This window comes from Cohnella phaseoli, from assembly GCF_003386235.1.
Lineage (GTDB): Bacteria > Bacillota > Bacilli > Paenibacillales > Paenibacillaceae > Cohnella > Cohnella phaseoli.
Map to the genome: position 1 here is coordinate 224,595 of NZ_QRDZ01000005.1, position 17,983 is coordinate 242,577.

At 55.7% G+C, this 17,983-nt stretch carries 13 protein-coding genes and 1 pseudogene; 11 read left to right on the forward strand and 3 right to left on the reverse strand.

Going from position 1 to position 17,983, the window contains the following annotated elements:
- Positions 1–130 precede the first annotated feature (130 nt).
- The 5 genes from DFP98_RS08545 (at position 131) to DFP98_RS08565 (ending at position 4,770) form a co-directional block, all read left to right on the forward strand.
- Complete coding sequence (locus tag DFP98_RS08545; RefSeq protein ID WP_116060155.1) at positions 131–1,291, forward strand: LolA family protein; 1,161 nt, start codon at positions 131–133, stop codon at positions 1,289–1,291.
- Between the two features lie 194 nt (positions 1,292–1,485).
- The gene (gene alr / locus DFP98_RS08550; RefSeq protein ID WP_116060156.1) at positions 1,486–2,673 is read left to right on the forward strand and encodes an alanine racemase; all 1,188 of its coding nucleotides are present in this window, start codon (positions 1,486–1,488) and stop codon (positions 2,671–2,673) included.
- 134 nt (positions 2,674–2,807) lie between these two features.
- Complete coding sequence (locus tag DFP98_RS08555; RefSeq protein WP_116060157.1) at positions 2,808–3,089, forward strand: CopG family ribbon-helix-helix protein; 282 nt, start codon at positions 2,808–2,810, stop codon at positions 3,087–3,089.
- Between the two features lie 3 nt (positions 3,090–3,092).
- The gene (locus DFP98_RS08560; protein WP_116060158.1) at positions 3,093–3,443 is read left to right on the forward strand and encodes a type II toxin-antitoxin system PemK/MazF family toxin; all 351 of its coding nucleotides are present in this window, start codon (positions 3,093–3,095) and stop codon (positions 3,441–3,443) included.
- Between the two features lie 91 nt (positions 3,444–3,534).
- Entirely contained in the window at positions 3,535–4,770 is a 1,236-nt protein-coding gene (locus DFP98_RS08565) for an aminopeptidase (RefSeq protein WP_116060159.1), read from the forward strand.
- Between the two features lie 556 nt (positions 4,771–5,326).
- Here DFP98_RS08565 and DFP98_RS08570 read toward each other — a convergent pair.
- A complete protein-coding gene (locus DFP98_RS08570; protein ID WP_116060160.1) occupies positions 5,327–6,298 on the reverse strand; it encodes a tyrosine-type recombinase/integrase in 972 nt (323 codons plus the stop codon).
- Between the two features lie 153 nt (positions 6,299–6,451).
- On the opposite strand from DFP98_RS08570, the gene DFP98_RS08575 reads away from it, so the two are divergent.
- The 6 genes from DFP98_RS08575 to DFP98_RS08600 all read left to right on the forward strand — a co-directional run bounded on the left by DFP98_RS08575 (position 6,452) and on the right by DFP98_RS08600 (position 13,433).
- On the forward strand, positions 6,452–7,078 hold the full coding sequence (locus tag DFP98_RS08575; RefSeq protein WP_246016462.1) for an HD-GYP domain-containing protein: 627 nt from the start codon (positions 6,452–6,454) through the stop codon (positions 7,076–7,078).
- A gap of 46 nt (positions 7,079–7,124) precedes the next feature.
- Positions 7,125–7,553: a chemotaxis protein CheW gene (locus DFP98_RS08580; RefSeq protein WP_116060161.1), complete on the forward strand. Its 429-nt coding sequence runs from the start codon at positions 7,125–7,127 to the stop codon at positions 7,551–7,553.
- A 12-nt stretch (positions 7,554–7,565) separates the two neighbouring features.
- Positions 7,566–8,861, forward strand: a complete 1,296-nt coding sequence (locus tag DFP98_RS08585) for a chemotaxis protein CheA (RefSeq protein ID WP_116060162.1) — start codon at positions 7,566–7,568, stop codon at positions 8,859–8,861.
- The gene (locus DFP98_RS08590; RefSeq protein WP_116060163.1) at positions 8,845–10,431 is read left to right on the forward strand and encodes a methyl-accepting chemotaxis protein; all 1,587 of its coding nucleotides are present in this window, start codon (positions 8,845–8,847) and stop codon (positions 10,429–10,431) included. Before DFP98_RS08585 ends, DFP98_RS08590 begins: the two co-directional genes overlap by 17 nt.
- 238 nt (positions 10,432–10,669) lie before the next feature.
- Positions 10,670–12,850 carry a Tex family protein gene (locus DFP98_RS08595; RefSeq protein ID WP_116060164.1) on the forward strand — a complete coding sequence of 727 codons (2,181 nt, stop codon included), beginning with the start codon at positions 10,670–10,672 and terminating at the stop codon, positions 12,848–12,850.
- Positions 12,851–12,971: 121 nt separating this feature from the next.
- Positions 12,972–13,433 (forward strand): RrF2 family transcriptional regulator, encoded by a 462-nt coding sequence (locus DFP98_RS08600; protein ID WP_116060165.1) that lies wholly within the window; start codon positions 12,972–12,974, stop codon positions 13,431–13,433.
- A 153-nt stretch (positions 13,434–13,586) separates the two neighbouring features.
- On the opposite strand, the gene DFP98_RS08605 is transcribed toward DFP98_RS08600, so the two are convergent.
- Both DFP98_RS08605 and DFP98_RS08610 read right to left on the reverse strand, forming a co-directional pair.
- Complete coding sequence (locus tag DFP98_RS08605; protein ID WP_116060166.1) at positions 13,587–14,348, reverse strand: hypothetical protein; 762 nt, start codon at positions 14,346–14,348, stop codon at positions 13,587–13,589.
- Positions 14,349–14,789: 441 nt separating this feature from the next.
- A pseudogene (locus tag DFP98_RS08610) lies at positions 14,790–17,846 on the reverse strand (glycoside hydrolase family 3 C-terminal domain-containing protein); the annotation flags it as partial.
- Positions 17,847–17,983 lie beyond the last annotated feature (137 nt).

Consider the following 17,983-nt stretch of genomic DNA (forward strand, 5'->3'; position numbering starts at 1 on the left):
CGCTCGCGATGCGGAGATTCCCATTTACACATGATTTTTTTCCAGGCTCGTCAAGATTGTCCGAATAAATGGTCAAGTCCCCCCATAAACATGAAGCATGGATTGATTAATGTGCTGAGGGGTGGATCGCATGCATCGTCGGATTTCATGGATCGCAGCCGTTGCCGTCGCAATGGTCGTATTTTTGGCCGGTTGCGGCAGCAAGAACGCGGAGTCGATCGTGAAGGACTTGGACAAAGTTGTGGACAAAATGGAGAGCTACGAAGGCAGCGGTACGATGATCTTGCATACGGGACAGCAGCCGCTGGAGTACAAAGTGGAAGTATGGTATCAGAAGCCGGACATGTACCGGATCGCCTTGACGAACGCCAAGCGCGATATTACGCAGATCGTGCTTCGCAACGAGGATGGGGTGTTCGTGCTTACTCCGCAGTTGAACAAAAGCTATCGCTTCCAAAGCGACTGGCCGGACAACCAAGGGCAGGTTTACTTGTACCAGACGCTGGCGGACAGCATCATCAAGGATAACTCCCGCCAGTTCGCCACCGACAAAGACACTTACGTATTCGACGTGATGGCGGGCAATTATCAGAACGGCTCGTTCGCCCGGCAGAAAATTTGGCTGGCGCAGGACGATTACTCGCCGAAGCATGTGGAAGTCTCGGACGCCAACGGCAACAAGATGGTCGAGGTTATTTTCAACACATTCGAATTTGGCAAGAAGTTCGATAAATCCGCCTTCGATATGGATTCGAACATGGGAGTGACCCCAGGCTCGAACTCCAAACCGTCGGAAGGCGCCCCAAGCCCGGGAGCTTCGGCTTCCCCGGACGCAAGCGCCGCTCCCGATGCGACCGCTTCTCCGGATTCCACAGAAGCTCCTGACGCGACGGCATCGCCGGACGGCCAGCCTCCTGCGGAAGAGGAGCCGACTCCTGCGCAGAACACTTCGTTCTCGCTGATCGAACCGGACATCGAGGCGCTGCCGGCAGGCGTGGAACTGCTCGATCAGACCGATCTGCAGTTGGTCGACAATCCGGCATATATGCTGCGGTATACGGGAAGCTACGACTTCACGATTACGGAGACCCCGGCCAGAGTTGAAGAAGTGGCGATGAACGAAGGAGACATGCTTGACCTCGGGTTTACGCTCGGCCATATGACGGAAGGCGCCGTGAGGACGCTGACCTGGACATACGACGGCATCAAATTCCGCTTGACCAGCGAGGATCTGGAAAACCCCGATATGGTGCGAATCGCTCAATCGATGGTCGATTCGTCGGGCAAATAATAACAAACGCGTGAACGGGCTGCTCCGCCGGCCGTCGAGAGACGGAGGCGGGCAGCCCGGTTTGCTTCGGAAGGCGGCTTCCGTTCCGCGGCTTAATGTCAAAGGTTGCCAGCCCAAATATCGTTGACAGTCCTACGCTCGCCCGGTAACATTGATTTATTGCAGTTTTTGCGCGAGCAGGGAGTGAACGGTCAGTGAACTGTTATTACCGGCCGACCGTGGCTGAGATTTCCCTTGACGCTCTCGCCCATAACATCGGGGCGTTCCGCGAACGCTTGTCCCCCGGGACGAAGCTGCTCGCATCGGTCAAAGCGAACGCATATGGGCATGGAGCGCCGGAAATCGCGAGCAGAGCGGTAGCGGCGGGCGTCGATTACTTGGGAGTCGCGTTTCTGGACGAAGCTTTGCAGCTTAGAGCCGCAGGGATTGAGGCGCCGATACTGGTGCTGGGTTATACGCCTCCGGCAGGTTACGCGAAGGCGAGAGAATTGGGAATTACGTTAACGTTATATCGGGACGAGATGCTGGAAGCGGCGGCGGAGCTTCCGGTCTCCGGACGCAAACTGAAAATCCATGTAAAAGTCGACTCGGGCATGGGTCGTCTTGGTCTGCTTCCGGGACGGCAGGCGGAGCAGTTTCTGGAGCGCGCTTGCGCTCTGCCTCAGGTGGAAGTGGAAGGGCTTTACACCCACTTTGCCCGTGCCGACGAGACGGACAAAGCGTATACGGAGATGCAGATCGAGCGGTTCACCGCAGTATCCGATTATGCGCGCAGGGCGGGCATGCCGATCTCCATCGTCCATACGGGCAACAGCGCGGCGGGAGTCGATCTGCCGGAACGAACGGGCGGCATGCTGCGTCTGGGAATCGGCATGTACGGTTTGTATCCGAGCGACGAGGTCAACGCCGATTCGGTCGCGCTGAAACCGGTAATGTCGCTGAAAACCTCCGTTGTACACGTCAAACAGCTGGAAGCGGGAGAAGGAATCAGCTACGGTACCCGTTATTTTACCCAAGGCAGCGAGACGATTGGTACGCTTCCGATCGGTTACGCCGACGGCTTCAGCCGGATGCTGAGCGGCAAGGCGGAGGCGCTTGTGCGGGGACGCAGAGTTCCGGTGCTCGGAACGATCTGCATGGATCAATGCATGATCCGTCTGAATGACGCTTTCGTCGAAGGGGAAGCGGCCATCGAACCGGGAGAAGAAGTGGTGCTTATCGGCCGTCAGGGCGAGGAAGCGATCTCGGCCGAGGAAGTGGCGCAGAAGCTGGGAACGATCCCTTACGAATTAATCTGCATGCTGGCGGCGAGAGTCCCTCGAGTGTATGTCAGCGGCGGAGAGATCGTATCGGTCGTTAATCCGTTAATTGCGCTTGGTTAATATTGGATGTGGATTTTGTCCGACTTTGGCAGGAATGTCGCCTTACAATCTAGAATATCTAGAATAATTGTTACCAGACTCATCCATACTGGAAAAAAGGCGCTTGTTGGAAAATCTTTGGGGGTGTCCGTTCGGTGGCCAATTTACACAATACGAAACGCATTATGATCAGTCTCCCCGATCATTTGCTGCGCGAAGTCGATTTTGTCGTCGCCAAGGAGAACACTAACCGCAGCGAAATCGTTCGTCAGGCGATGAAGCATTATCTCGTCGATCGCAAGAAGCGGCTCATTCGCGATGCGATGCAGCGCGGGTATTTGGAAATGGCTAAAATCAATTTGCACATGGCATCGGAAGCGTTCCACGCGGAAGAAGATGCGGACAACATACTGGGTCGCCTCGTAAGCGGGGTGTAAACTTTGATCGTAAAACGCGGGGATGTGTTTTATGCGGATTTGTCGCCGGTCGTCGGCTCGGAGCAGGGCGGAGTGCGTCCGGTTTTGATCATTCAGAACGATATCGGGAACCGGTTCAGCCCGACGGTGATTATCGCGGCTATCACGGCGCAAATCCAGAAGGCGAAGCTGCCGACCCACGTTGAAATCGAAGCGAAGACCCATGGCATGGAGAGGGATTCCGTCATTCTGCTTGAACAGATTCGCACAATCGACAAGCAGCGGCTGACGGATAAAATTACTCATTTGGACGACGAAACGATGCACAAGGTGGATGACGCCTTGCAGATCAGCGTCGGCCTAATCGACTTTTAAAACGGAAATTCGGACAGGTGCCGCTCGGTCAGAGCGGTTGCTTGTCGTTTTTGCGAATTCAATTCCAGATGAAAACGGAGTGTTGTGACCTATGACGAATTTGACGCAAAAATTGGACAGGTATGCGGAACTGATCGTACGCTTCGGCGTTAACGTGCAGCAGGGACAAGAGGTGTTCATCATCGGCTCGATCGAGATCGCCGATCTGGTACGCCGGGTAGCGGCCCAAGCCTATGAGGCTGGCGCAGGCAACGTGCATGTGGACTGGTCGGACGAATATTTGACACGCCTCAAATACGAGAAAGCGTCGGACGACGTATTCTCCCGGTTCCCGGAATGGGAGACGGCCAAGCGGAACGATTTTGTCGCGCGCGGCGCGGCTTTCATCTCCTTCTCCGCTCCGAATCCGGACTTGCTCAAGGGCATCGACGCTTCGCGCATTGGCAATTACCAGAAAGCCGCGGGCCAAGGACTTAGCGAGTTCAGAAGAGCGATTCAGTCGGACAAGGTGAGTTGGACGGTAGTAGCCGCCTCCACGAAGGATTGGGCGATCAAAGTATTCCCCGACAGCGCTACGGAGCAGGAAGCGGTCGACAAGCTGTGGGATGCAATTTTCAGTTCGGTGCGCCTGGATGCGGGCGACCCGGTGAAAGCATGGAAAGAGCATGACGCGAATTTACATAAGAAGAGCGACTGGCTGAACGAGAAACGGTTCGCGAAGCTGCACTATCGCGCTCCGGGCACGGATCTGACGATCGGCCTGTCGGAGAAGCATCTGTGGGTGGCGGCAAGCAGCGTGAACGAGAACGGCGTGCCGTTCATGGCGAACATGCCGACGGAGGAAGTGTTCACCGTCCCATTGAAGACTGCAGTGGACGGTTATGTGTCCAGCACGAAGCCGCTCAGCCACGGCGGCAATCTGATCGACGGCTTTAAGCTGACGTTCGAGCAAGGACGCATTGTAAAAGTAGAGGCGGAGCAGGGAGAAGAAAATTTGCGTCAACTGGTCGAGAGCGACGAGGGCGCGCATTACCTGGGCGAGGTAGCGCTTGTGCCGCACGAATCCCCGATCTCGCAATCGAACGTGCTGTTCCTGAACACGCTGTTCGACGAGAATGCGTCGAATCATTTGGCGATCGGCAGCGGCTACGCCTTTAACGTGGAAGGCGGCAAGAAAATGACGCAGGAGCAGCTTGCCGAGGCGGGAGTCAATTCGAGCATCGTGCACGTCGACTTCATGATCGGCTCGGCCGAGATGGACATTGACGGCGTATGCGCCGACGGCACGGTCGTTCCGGTATTCCGTAAGGGCAACTGGGCGTTCTAGGAATGCGGCGGGCATTGATCTAAGCAGCTGCAGTGTTATCTATACGAATAAGCCTATCCGTAAGCGCCTGAAGGCGGCTTGAACGGATGGCGAGAAGCAGTCCGGGCGCCCTACGCGTCCGGACTGTTTGCCATATCGGGGGTCCGTCGCATTACTTACGTAAGATCAGGTGGAGTGACAATGGAAGCGCTGTCTATAGGGGACTGCCGAGACTTCGACAAAGGTGTAGTGAAGGGAGGAGCAGCGCGATTCGCGGATAGTGTTTAGGGTATCGTCGAACAAAAACGGATGTGAATTCCGATTTGCGGAGAATCGCAGCATTGTTATCCGTTTAATGGATAAATTTGTCCCGTGACGCGCGAATTGGTTATGATACACTAAACCTAATAGGCGCTATTTCGTACGGTATATGTATAATGACGTTTGATCAGGCACAGTATATCGTACAATAATAGTTATACGACATTTTCCGCCAAAGTCCTGCATTCTTTTTTAGAAAACAGGAATTTATCAGGTCTAAAGACCTATTTTCTTGGAAAAGACTGACTGCAAACGCTCATTTCCAAATATATTCATGAAGGCAGTCCTGGACGAAGTCCGGGGCGGCCTTTTTGATTTGCTCCACCGTATGCATGTATCTCTGGGTCGTGTTGATATGGGAATGACCAAGTGTTTCCTGGACTTGCTGCAGCGAGGCGCCGTTTAACAAAGCAAGGGTTGCGTTAGTATGTCTTAGCCAGTGCGGAGACGGTCTTTTGCGAATTGCGCTTCGTTTTCCGGCATCGCTGATGATCCGTTCGACCTGTCTGGTCGATAAGGGAAACAATCGGCGCTCTTGAGAAGCTCCGGCACTCTGAACATAGCTTCCGATGTAGCTTTTGAATAGCTCCCATAACTCCGAGGGCACTTTGATCTCCCGATCTTTTCCCCCTTTGCTGTGTTTGACGGACAGCCATATCCCCCTATCCTCGGGATCCGGGTAGAAATCCGCTGTCGTTATGGACACCAGCTCCGAGACCCGGGTACCTAGCATGACCAGCGATAATCCAATCAAATAGTTGCGAATTCCTTGCTTCTTGAGGCAAAGCAGCAGCTTGCCAACCTCCGATTTGGTCAAATATCTGCGCTTGCTCGTTACAGGTACGGCAGGCAAACGAACGCTGGTTGTCGGGTTGTGCGGGAACAGGGCGATATTGGCGTCGCTTCCCCATTTGTAGAGCGATTTAAGAGGAGCAATATAGGCGGCCACGCTGGCCGGAGCAAGCGGCAGCTCGGAATAACTGTAGCCCCCGGCAATCAAACATGCCTTAAAAGCTTCGATTTCTCTCCAAGATACTTTGGACAAAGGTTTATAGGCCACGAAGGCGCGAAATCGATCGATTGCTCGCAAGTAATTGCGGACGGTATTCGTCGATAGGTTGCATGAAGACAGAAACATGCGAATGATCCGGCTGTCGTTATCCTTCATGTCCTGGGCCTCGTGATGATATACTAGGCTGTTTTCTTTTAAGTATGGAACCGTTGACATGTTCTCTGTGCCCCCTGCCTGATGTCGTATAACTATTATTGTACGATATGTATCTCATGATAATCGAGATTATCGTTTGAGAGGAGGCCGCAAGTACGAGAAGCTGTTAACCCTGTTGTGTTTATCCGGGAATCGACGCGGAAGAGGTGGGGCATGGAATACATAAGCGCGGGCCTCAATTGGCAAGTGCGGAATTCGGCCATGCCGGGAATTCCGACTGCCAAATGGATGAAAGACTTACGGTCAAAAAGCCCGGAGACCTACGACCACTGCGTTCGTGTCGCGCTTTTGTCCGAACGGGTGGCGGTACGATTGAGCTTGAGCTCCGAAATGAGCATGAATTTGATGCGCGGATGTTTCCTCCATGACATCGGAAAACTGTTTCTCCCAGTCAACGTGCTGAATCATTCGGGGCCGTTAACGGAATCGAAATGGCGCATCATGAAGCTGCACCCCGTTCTAGGGGCTCATATTCTGGAGGCGGACAAGGGCATCTGCGAGAAAACGCAGGAGATCGTAAAATACCATCACGAACGCTGGGACGGCCAAGGTTATCCTTTCGGTCTTGCGGAAGACGATATCCCGTTTCTAGCGCGCATTTGCTCGATCATCGACGCGTTTGATTGCATGATTGCAGGAAGGCCCTATCAGAGCAGTAAAGGAATTCAGGAAGCCAAAGAGGAGTTGCTTCGGCATGCAGGCACCCAATTCGACGGAAATCTGGTGAACGTATTCGTGAATTTAATTAATGAAGGGGAAGGTCTATTCTGGCGAGGGTGAGAAAGAAGAAGCCGGCAACAAGGTCATGCGAGGGGGAAAAGAAGGAATGAATTCGGCTTCTACGGAGCAGCACATCGAATTTGGAATCGGCGATGAAAGTTACGCGATCCGAATATCGGACATCCACGAAATTATCAAAATGCAGGAGATCACGGATATTCCGAATTGCCGAAGCTATGTGCAGGGGGTCATTAATTTGAGAGGGAGGATTATACCCGTACTCAGCCTGCGCAGTTTATTCGGTCTGAACCCCGACACTGCAACCAAATCGACTCGCATCATCGTCGTTACGCATCTTGAGGAATCGGTTGGCATTATTGTCGACAAGGTGAGCAAAGTCACGACGTTCGCCGACATCCAGGTTCCGCCGGACAGGGTCGGAGGGCTGAACGGAAATTATTTTACGGGAATCGGTCTGACCGCCTCCGGGCTTGTCGGTATCCTGAAACTGGATGAAGTGCTCCTATATGAGTAAAGGTGATCCTACATGTCGGAGTCGTTAGAACCGAAAGCCAAAGGACAGAGCGTCAGAGTCGACGTAAGCAAGCTGGAACAAATGATGAATATGGTCGGCGAGCTGATCATCGATCAGACCCGTCTCCGACTGCTGGAAAAGCAAATCCGCCGGGAGGATGAAACAACTCAGGGAGCCGAAGAGCTTCGACATGTTGTCGATCGCTTGTCGATCGGAATTGGCGATCTTCAGCAGTCAGTCATGAAGATTCGGATGCTTCCGGTCGACCAATTGTTCAATCGGATTCCCCGGATGGTTCGCGATTTGTCCAAAAGCAGAGGCAAAGAGGTCGAACTGATTATGGAAGGCAGCGAGACGGAACTGGATCGCACTCTCATCGAGGGACTTCTTGATCCGCTCGTTCTATTGGTCCGCCATGCTCTCGACCACGGGATCGAGTCGCCGGAAGAACGGATGGCGGCCGGAAAACCGGTTAAGGGTACGCTTCGACTTAGCGCCAGACGCGAGAACAATCAGGCGTTGGTCATAGTCGAAGACGACGGGGCCGGCATAGATACGGACATGCTGAAGCGCCGTATTGCGCATGATGGAAAGCCAGGTTCGGAAATGGTCACAACGTTCAACGATCAGGAAATCGCTGAGCTGATTTTTCACCCGGTATTGTCCGCATCATTAGCTAACGAGTTTGGACTGAGTGCCGTAAAAGCCGAGATCGAGAAGATTCGCGGACGCATTCACATCGAGACGAGAAAAGGCAGCGGAACCCGGATCGAAGTGCGTCTGCCGCTTACCCTCTCCATCATCCAGGGTCTTCAGGTCGCTATTGCGGACCGCTCGTATATTGTTCCGATGAACGGGGTTGTCGAGATTGTTCGGACGACCGCGGATCAGATAAAAAACGTACAGGGACGTCCCGTCATGGTGTTGCGCGACCGTATTCTTCCGATCTTGTGGCTGCGCGATTATTTTCGCTTGCCTCGCGGCAACGATTTCGGAAGTTTTGTGTCGCTGCTGGTCGTCGGTCATCAAGAAGAACGCGTAGCGATTGCGGTAGATAAGTTGATCGGCGTTCAGGATGTTGTCGTCAAATCTCTGGGGGCGCTGCTCGGTCAAGTCGAAGGCGTCTCCGGCGCAACCACGCTAGGCAGCGGTAAAGTGGCGCCTATACTGGACATGGAAGCCATAAGCGTCAAGCTTCGACCCCAAATTCCAAGAGGACCGATTAAGGGCGATCGGTTATCGGCTTCTCAAGAGTCTTGCCAAGAAACCTACAACTACGAGGTGAACGGTCATGAAATGGTTTTATAACTTGAAAACAAGCGTTAAGCTGGTGTCCGCTTTTCTGTTGATTGCGGCGATAATGGCTTTCGTCGGACTCTTCGGGCTGAGCAATATGAGCAAACTGAACGAAAATCTGAATGACATGTACAACAATCAACTATTGTCCGTCAAAAATTTGATGGAAGCGCAAACCAATTTTAATGAGATGAGAAACAGCTTGCGAAAGCTCTACATGGTGGAGGACAAGAACTCTATTCAACAAACGAAGGAAGCTGCAAACCGCGCAATGACTTCCGTCAGCGACAGCATTGCCGCGTTTAGGCAAACTCAGTTGTCCGCCGAATCGGAAGAATTGGAGAGGTCGATCGACGCAGCTTTCGATACCTATGTCAAAGTGTTCAACGACGCGGTGGCGCTGAGAGACGCCGGGAACCTGAAGGATATGGCAACGCTTATCGACGGTGACTACCAGACGGAAACGAATAAACTCAAGGCCATTATTGACAAGCTGATCGAAATTAATGTTGAGGAGGCGGACCAGGCGCAGAAGGATGGAGAAGCGACCTATTCCTCCGCAAGTACCATTACGATCGTAATCGTGGTGATTGCGGTATTGCTCAGCGTTCTGTTCGGTTATCTCATCTCTCAAGTGATTGCGAAGCCGCTTCGCAAAGTCGTGCAATTGGTAGCCAAGGTAGCAGAAGGCGATCTGCGCCAGACGGTCAACCACGGAACCAAGGACGAAATCGGCATATTGAGCGAATCGATCGACCAAATGGTATTGAATCTAAGACAGTTGGCCTCCTCGATTATCGGCCACTCCCATAATCTGTCGGCTGCCGCAGAGCAGATTTCTTCCAGCACTGAGGAAATCGCCAGCGGCAATACGACGCAGGCCAGCTCGGCGCAGACGATCAGCGAGCTGTTCAAGGAGCTGTCCGCAGCGATCCATTCCGTCGCCCACAATACGGAACAAGCTTCCTCTCTCTCGGAGGCGACGATGAAAATCGCCGGCGAAGGCAACGAGATCATTCGCTCCTCTATGGAAAGCATGAACGAGGTCAGCGGCAAAATGTCGCGATTGGAGAACGATTCGCAGCGAATCGGAGAAATCATCGAGGTGATCGAAGACATTGCCGACCAGACGAATCTCCTCGCTTTGAACGCCGCGATCGAAGCGGCTCGCGCCGGAGAACAAGGAAGGGGCTTCGCGGTCGTGGCCGACGAAGTACGCAAGCTCGCCGAAAGAAGCGGAGAAGCGACGAAACAGATTACCGGAATCATTCGCGGCATGCAGGATAATACAAGGTTAAGCGTCAAAGCTGTGGAAGAAAGCGTCGATCTCTCCAAGAAGACGGGAGAGTCGTTCAGACAAATCGCGAACATGGTCAACGAAGCGGGCCAGAAGGTCACCGAAATCGCTGCGGCCAGCGAAGAACAGGCTGCGCAGGCTTCCACCGTTCTGGATTCCGTAGAGAATATCTCAGCGGCGACGGAAGAAGGGGCGGCCGCCAGCCAGGAGACGGCGGCGACGGCGCAATCGATGGCCCACTTGGCGGAACAATTACAGACGTCGGTAGGAATATTCAAGCTGTAGCTGTAGCCGTGGCCGTGGCCGTGGCCGTGCGCAACTGATCGCAACCATGCCGGACTAATGTTTCAGATGCTCTCGGGAATATCTTAGTCGCCGTGAATAGGACGGTGTTTATCGGAGTCCCCCGCTAAAGTTAGGGTAGCGCGCATCCTTCGCGATCCGCATCGTGGATAAGCTTGCCTAACCGGGCGCAGAACGACATAATAAAAGGATACATACAGGTTGCGGGGGGCGCGAATCGATGAGCGTAGGAAACGAGAGTGCGGTAATGGACGCACAGGAAAGAATGATTAAACAGATTGCGGGCGAGCTGGGACTGGGCCTGGGACAAGTCAGGACGGTCGCCGGGCTGCTGGACGACGGGAATACGATTCCTTTTATCGCCCGATATCGTAAGGAAATGACCGGAGAGCTCGATGAGGTGCAGCTTCGCGCGATCGACGACCGCCGGACCTACTTGAAAGGGCTGGAGGACCGCAAAGGCGAAGTGATTCGTCTGATCGATGAGCAGGGCAAGCTGACGCCGGAGCTGCAAGCGGCAATCGAGAAAGCGATCAAGCTGCAAGAGGTCGAGGATCTGTACCGGCCGTACCGGCAAAAGCGTAAGACGAGGGCGAGCGTCGCCAAGGAGCGGGGCTTGGAGCCGCTTGCGCTATGGCTGCTGTCGCAGCCGAGACAGGGCGACCTGCGTGCGGAGGCGGCGAAATATATCAACTCGGAGAAAGGCGTTGAAACGGCCGAGGATGCGATCCAAGGCGCCTCGGACATCGTAGCGGAAGGATTGGCCGACGATGCCGCTATTCGCCGCTGGGTACGCAAGTTCACCTGGGATCAGGGTGTGCTGATCAGCAAAGCCAAGAACGCCGAGGCGGAATCCGTCTACGAGATGTACTATCAATACTCGGAGCCGGTGCGGCGCTTGCCTCCGCATCGGGTCCTGGCGATCAATCGGGGGGAACGCGAGGAGTTTCTGTCGGTGTCGATCGACGTGCCGACCGACCGGATCGTGGACGAAATCAATCGCAGGACGATCAAGGGGGGCGGCCCGGCTCGCGATACGCTGGCGGCTGCCGCGGAGGACGCCTATAAACGGTTGATCTCCCCGTCGATTGAACGGGAGCTTCGCGGTGAGCTGACGGAGAAGGCGGAGGAGCATGCCATCGGCATTTTCTCGGAAAATTTGCGCAATCTGCTGCTTCAGCCGCCGGTGAAGGGCCGCGTTGTGCTTGGCGTCGATCCGGCATATCGAACGGGATGCAAGCTGGCGGTCGTTGACGATACGGGCAAGCTGCTGGAAGTGGCGGTCACGTATCCGACTCCGCCGCATAACAGGAAAGCCGAGGCAGAGGTTGTGTTCCGGCGGATGATCGACCAGTACGGCGTAGGGCTGATCGTTATCGGTAACGGAACGGGCTCGCGCGAGACCGAGCAGTTCGTGGTGGGAATCATCAAGGCTTTGCCCGAACGGGACCTACAGTATTTGATCGTGAACGAAGCCGGAGCAAGCGTCTATTCGGCGTCCAAGCTGGCTGCGGAGGAGTTTCCGGATTTGGACGTGTCGGAGCGCAGCGCGGTCTCCATCGCACGTCGTCTCCAGGACCCGCTTGCCGAGTTGGTTAAAATCGAGCCGAAGGCCATCGGAGTCGGCCAGTATCAGCACGACGTGACGCAGAAGCGGCTGGACGAGAGCTTGACCGGAGTTGTCGAGTCGGCGGTTAACCATGTCGGAGTAGACGTCAACACCGCCTCTCCGTCGCTGCTGTCCTATGTGTCGGGCATCAATGCGACGATGGCTCGCAATATCGTTAAGCTGCGCGAGGAGAAGGGCAAGTTTACGGATCGTGCGCAAATTCAGAAGGTGCCGCGGCTTGGCGCCAAAACGTTCGAGCAATGCGCAGGCTTCCTGCGCATCTCGGACGGAGGGAATCCGCTTGATCGGACGCCGATCCACCCGGAGTCTTACGACGTGGTCGGCAAGCTGTTCAAGGAGCTGGGGCTGAAGCTGGCGGACATCGGTACGGAGCCGCTCAAAGCCAAGCTTGGCGAGGTGCGTCTGGAGGACGTTGCCGAGCGGCTTGGCGTCGGCCTTCCGACGCTGCGCGATATCGTGGACAGTCTGCAGCGTCCGGGACGCGATCCGCGCGACGAGCTGCCGCCGCCGATTTTCCACACCGACGTGCTCGACATCGAGGATTTGAAGCCGGGCATGGAGCTGCAGGGAACGGTGCGCAATGTCGTCGATTTTGGCGCTTTTGTCGATATTGGCATCAAGAACGACGGTCTTGTTCACATTTCTCAAATTAGCAACAAATTCGTCAAGCATCCGACCGAGGTGGTCGCCGTCGGCGATACGGTCACTGTCTGGGTGCTCGGCGTCGATCTGAAAAAAGGACGCGTCAGCTTAACGATGCGTCAGCCGTAAGCAGCGAACAGACGACGATCTTGCGGATCGATCCGAATGTGGCTTTGGGAGCTGGGCATGAATTTGCCTCTTGCCCCAAGGCCGGCATTCCGGTACAATTCAAGCCATTGGAGGCGATTGTATGAATCCGGAGAAGTGCGTCGGTTCCTACCATCCCAAGTGGTTCGGACTAGCTTTGCAAGCGCTCGTAGTCCTGTCGAAGGATTGCGTTCGCACCTGTCCTAGCGCAGAGCTCGCCAAAATGCTGCAGTCGGAAGCGACTTTGCTCAGACGCATTCTGTCCCTTCTTGCGAAGGGCGGCATTCTGGAAACCCGCGAAGGTCGGGACGGCGGATACCGATTAAGAAGAGAGCCGAATTCGATTACTCTAGCCGAGGTGTTCTCGGTTCTTCAAGTTGCCGATCCTCTCTGTTCTGGCATACGGGAGACGGCGGGCGATCATGCTTTCGGCCAAGAGATGAACGCGATTTTCGCCGAGGTGACGGACGAGATGGATCGCGCCATTCTGGATGTGCTGGAACGCTATACGATCGGACAGATCGCCGAGCGCGCCGGCAGCTGCGCGAGCTTAAACGACGAATAAGGTAAATTGCGCACAGGAGCCGGACAGCCATCCGACTCCTTGTCTAACATTTTTGGGTGGGAAACCTCCAAAAGAATCAACAAAAATAACCCGTTTCCTTGGCGGTCAGCCTGGGGGCGGGTTATTTTTTGTGTGTATGTATGTGTGTTTGCGCTACCCCGGCCCGAGCGAATAAGTGCGCGAGGCGGCCTTATCATCGCTGAATCGCTCCTGTTCGGGCGAATAAGTGCGCGAGGCGGCCTTATCATCGCTGAATCGCCCCGGCCCGAGCGAATAAGTGCGCGAGGCGGCCTTATCATCGCTGAATCGCTCCTGTTCGGGCGAATAAGTGTGCGAGGCGGCCTTATTACCGCTGAATCGCTTCTGTTCGGGCGAATAAGTGCGCGAGGCGGCCTTATCACTGCTGAATCGCCCCGGCCCGGGCGAATAAGTGTGCGAGACGGCCTTATCATCGCTGAATCGCCCCGGCCGGAGCGAATAAGTGTGCGAGGCGGCCTTATCACTGCTGAATCGCCCCGACCCGAGCGAATAAGTGCGCGAGACGGCCTTATCACTGCTGAATCGCCCCGGCCAGAGCGAATAAGTGCGCGAGGAGGCCTTATCATCGCTGAATCGCCTCGGCCCGAGCGAATAAGTGTGCGAGGCGGTCTTATCATCGCTGAATCGCCCCGGCCGGAGCGAATAAGTGCGCGAGGCGGCCTTATCATCGCTGAATCGCTCCTGTTCGGGCGAATAAGTGTGCGAGGCGGTCTTATCACCGCTGAATCGCCTCGGCCCGTGCGAATAAGTGTGCGAGGCGGCCTTATCATCGCTGAATCGCTCCGGCCCCGTTGGGCGGTCTTCTAGCTGCAGAACCCGCTTTACCAGTTGTCCACATTTAAGGTGGATTCTCCGCTCTAGCATATGCTTGCCCAACTAACTATTCTCGGCGAAAAACCGTTGATCGCGCCCCCTCATACTTTTAGCACAGGAGGGGCGTTTTTTGCTGCCATTCCTTCTTCGGGGCTTGGGGTAAAGTAATTTGTTCTTCAACGGCATAATTGGTCTTTATATGAATCTGAACCAGCTTATAGCCATGCCATCGCCGATCGAAAGCGTTACATCGTATCTTCCAGGCGGAACGGCGACGGAGCACGATACGGTGCGCCAGATTTGCACGTTTGTCGTATTGGCTGAAGCTTCAATAGTCTGTATTATCGCTGCCTCGTATGATCCGTCGGACAAGTTTTCGAAGGTCTCGAACCCGGCGGCTTCATGTGGACTATCGGACGAGTTTTCGAAGGGTCCCAACTCGGCTATTCCGCTCGGCCCTTCGAACAAGCTGTCTACGGCCGCAAACTCAACGATCCCGTCTGCTCCCGAGAGCCGGATTTCGATACGGCCTTCTACGTTCCCAGCGATCCGCGCCTCAAAACGAGTCGCACCAACCGGAAAATCCGCATCCGCAAACATCAGCCAAGCGCCGCCGTCTTTGGCGGACACAGCAGTTCCACCTTCTGTACATTCGTCCAAGTAAGCCGAGGAATAGTCGTCGTAATTCATTGCGAGCGTTCGCTCGGTCAACTTTCGCGGCGGAATCGTTTCCCCGACGACGGCAAGCGTCGCTTCCAGCCTTCGGTCGGCGGAGGAAGGGCCGACCGCCAACGTCCAGTCCGCAGTTTCGACGCACCAGCGTTCCCGCGTTACATCCCAGAACGCCAGATCCTCCGCCGCAATGCGCAGCGGCACAGCAATCGCGTTTCCTGCCGGAACGGACACGCGCTTAAATGCGAGCAACTGACGCAGCGGCCGCTTAACGCGCGACGAACGAGCCGTACCGTACAACTGAACAACCTCGTCGCTGTCGATCTCGCTTTCGTTGCGCAGAATTACTTCGACGCTTACCGAGCTAGCCAAGCCTATCGAACCTGCCAATCCTACCGAACCTATCTCTCCGGATTCAAGCCGAAGCTCCTCATAGCGGATGTTCGCATACGTCAATCCGTAGCCGAAGGGAAATTCGGGTTCTCCCTCAAAGTAACGGTAGGTGCGGCATCCCCGGATCAAGTCGTATTCCATAATGTCGGGAAGCTGCTCGACCGAACGATGCCACGTCATGTTTAACCGCCCGGCAGGGGAGACGGTTCCTAGCAAAACATCGGCGATGGCGTTGCCTAGCTCCGGACCCGCATGGGAGGTATAGAGGACGGCTTTCGCCAGTTCCCGCTCTTCTCCTAGTGAGAACGGGTAGCTTCCGACAATAACGACAATTATGTTAGGATTGGCCGCAGCCGTCTCGCGAATGAGTCTGCGCTGCGCTTCCGGCAGCTCCAGCCCAGGCCGATCGATTGTCTCCTTGCCGTTCACAAGCGGATGGTTGCCTACGAATACGACGGCTGCCGCTGCGCCTTGCGCGGCCTCGCAAGCCTCCTTCAGGCCGTCGATTGCAATGTCGACGTCGAACGAAACCGTCCTAAGTCCGGAAGCATGAACGCTCGTCGATTTCTCCGGAACGTCGTGCTCCTCCGGTGAACCGAGCGTCGATTGCAGCACGGACCCGGTTCCATCGACGGTCAGCAGGCCATCGGCAGTCACTCCCACGCAAGCATCGTTCCACGTCCGGAGCCGCCAGCGGCGGACGTCCTCCTCCCGGTCGACGAGAAAAGCCTCTTTCGTAAACCAGCCGAAAATTTCCCGTGAATCGGTCGTCAGATGAACATCGTCCGTCGTCGCATACAGTCCTGTACTCCGGGCGACGAACGTATGGGCGCGCCAGCCCCAGTCCGTAACGGCGAATACTTCTGCCTCTGCAGCGTTGCCGTCTGCGGTAAGCCAGCCCCCCTCGCCAATGCGAACATAGCTTCCGCCCACGGACAATCGAACGCAGTCGATTCCTTCGGCGTAAGGGACGCTGCCCCCGAAAGCTTCCAGCCGCGATCGGATCGCTGCGAGCGGAGTAACCGCATAGGGGAGAGTGCCGCTGTACCAGTCGCGATAGACGACATCGGCCAGCGGTCCGATGATAGCCACATGAAAACCCGACTTGTTCGACCCGCATGAAGCCAATGATCCGCATAAATCCATTGACCCGCACGAAGCCAATGACTCGCACGAAGCCCTTAACTCGCTCAAAGTTTCAGAACCGCTCATCTCGGCTTCTGCTCCGTTCATAGCCTCCGCGCCGTCCACAGCCCCCGAGCCCCTTAAGCCATCCGACCCCCATGAGCCATCCGAGTCCCTTAAGCCATCCGAGCCCGAGCCCCTTGTGCCCTCCGAGCCCCTTGTGCCCTCCGAGCCCCATAAGCCCTCCGACACCCATGAGCCATCCGAGCCCCTTAAGCCCTCCGACCCCACCGCCAGCGGAAGAGCCCCATCGTTTTTCAAAAGAACGATGTTTTTGCGAGCCGCCTCCAGCGATACGGCCCGATGCTGCGGGGCGAGAATGGCCTCCTCGCCAATGGAGGCGTAGGGGCTATGCCCCGGCGGATCGAATTCGCCAAGCCGCATACGAACGCGGAACGTGTTGCGAAGCGCGACATCGAGATCGCCTTCCTCCAGCAGCCCCTCCGCAAGCCCGTCGCGAATCGCCTGCTTCACGATGCCATGGTCGTCGGTAATGCTGTCGATGCCCGCGCGGATCGAGGCTGCGACCGCCTGCTTGTACTCCCCCATGTACCGATGATCGTTCACTGTACCTAGCACGTCCCCCGCGTCGCTGACAACGAAGCCGTCCATGCCCCATTCCCGCTTAACGACAGCGTTAATATCCGGATTCAGATTGGCCGGCACGCCGTTGACGGAATTGTAGGACGTCATCATCGACTGGGCTCCGCCTTCGCGAAACGTAAGCTCGAACGCCTTCAAGTAAGACTCCCGCATATTGCGCGGATCGAGGCTGACGGAGCGTTCGCCGCGGCCGACCTCGTTGTTGTTGCCGATAAAATGTTTAGGAGACGCGACCGCACGCAGATAAAAAGGGTGATCCCCCTGGATGCCGCGCACGAGCGCCGCTGCCATTTTCCCCGCGTGAATCGGATCTTCTCCGTAGCCCTCGTCGGTTCGCCCCCAACGCGGATCGCGCAGCAAATCCACCGTCGGCGCCCACAGCGTCAATCCGTGCGATGCCGGGTCGCGAGCGAAAAAACCTCTCGCCTCGGTGCCGATCACCTGGCCGACCTCTCGAAGCAGCTCCTCGTCCCACGTACAAGCAAGTCCGAACGGTTGCGGGAATACGGTTGCCTCCCCAAGCCACGCGATGCCGTGCGCAGCCTCCGTACCGTGCTTATATTTCGCAATGCCCAGCCGGGGAACGGCCTCCTGGTACTGGCACATCAGATCAATTTTCTCGTCTAGCGTCAGACGGCTGACCAAATCCGCGACCCGCAGCTCCAAGGGGAGTTCGGGATTGCGGAACGGGAAGTCGGTTATGGACACGGGAAGCTCCTCCATTTTTGCGGGCGCAAGAAACCCTCTATTTTCCACCCATTCTATCATTCGCGCGAGGCTCGAAATACCTGCAACATCCGGCATAAATTCATATGAACATCTGGAAAACGCTTGCATTGTTTCAA

Bases quoted from the DNA above. Each gene is read 5' to 3' on its own strand.
- DFP98_RS08545 (WP_116060155.1), top strand. From the start codon at position 131: ATGCATCGTCGGATTTCATGGATCGCAGCCGTTGCCGTCGCAATGGTC.
- DFP98_RS08565 (WP_116060159.1), top strand. From the start codon at position 3,535: ATGACGAATTTGACGCAAAAATTGGACAGGTATGCGGAACTGATCGTA.
- DFP98_RS08570 (WP_116060160.1), bottom strand. From the start codon at position 6,298: ATGTCAACGGTTCCATACTTAAAAGAAAACAGCCTAGTATATCATCAC.
- DFP98_RS08575 (WP_246016462.1), top strand. From the start codon at position 6,452: ATGGAATACATAAGCGCGGGCCTCAATTGGCAAGTGCGGAATTCGGCC.
- DFP98_RS08580 (WP_116060161.1), top strand. From the start codon at position 7,125: ATGAATTCGGCTTCTACGGAGCAGCACATCGAATTTGGAATCGGCGAT.
- DFP98_RS08585 (WP_116060162.1), top strand. From the start codon at position 7,566: ATGTCGGAGTCGTTAGAACCGAAAGCCAAAGGACAGAGCGTCAGAGTC.
- DFP98_RS08590 (WP_116060163.1), top strand. From the start codon at position 8,845: ATGAAATGGTTTTATAACTTGAAAACAAGCGTTAAGCTGGTGTCCGCT.
- DFP98_RS08595 (WP_116060164.1), top strand. From the start codon at position 10,670: ATGAGCGTAGGAAACGAGAGTGCGGTAATGGACGCACAGGAAAGAATG.
- DFP98_RS08600 (WP_116060165.1), top strand. From the start codon at position 12,972: ATGAATCCGGAGAAGTGCGTCGGTTCCTACCATCCCAAGTGGTTCGGA.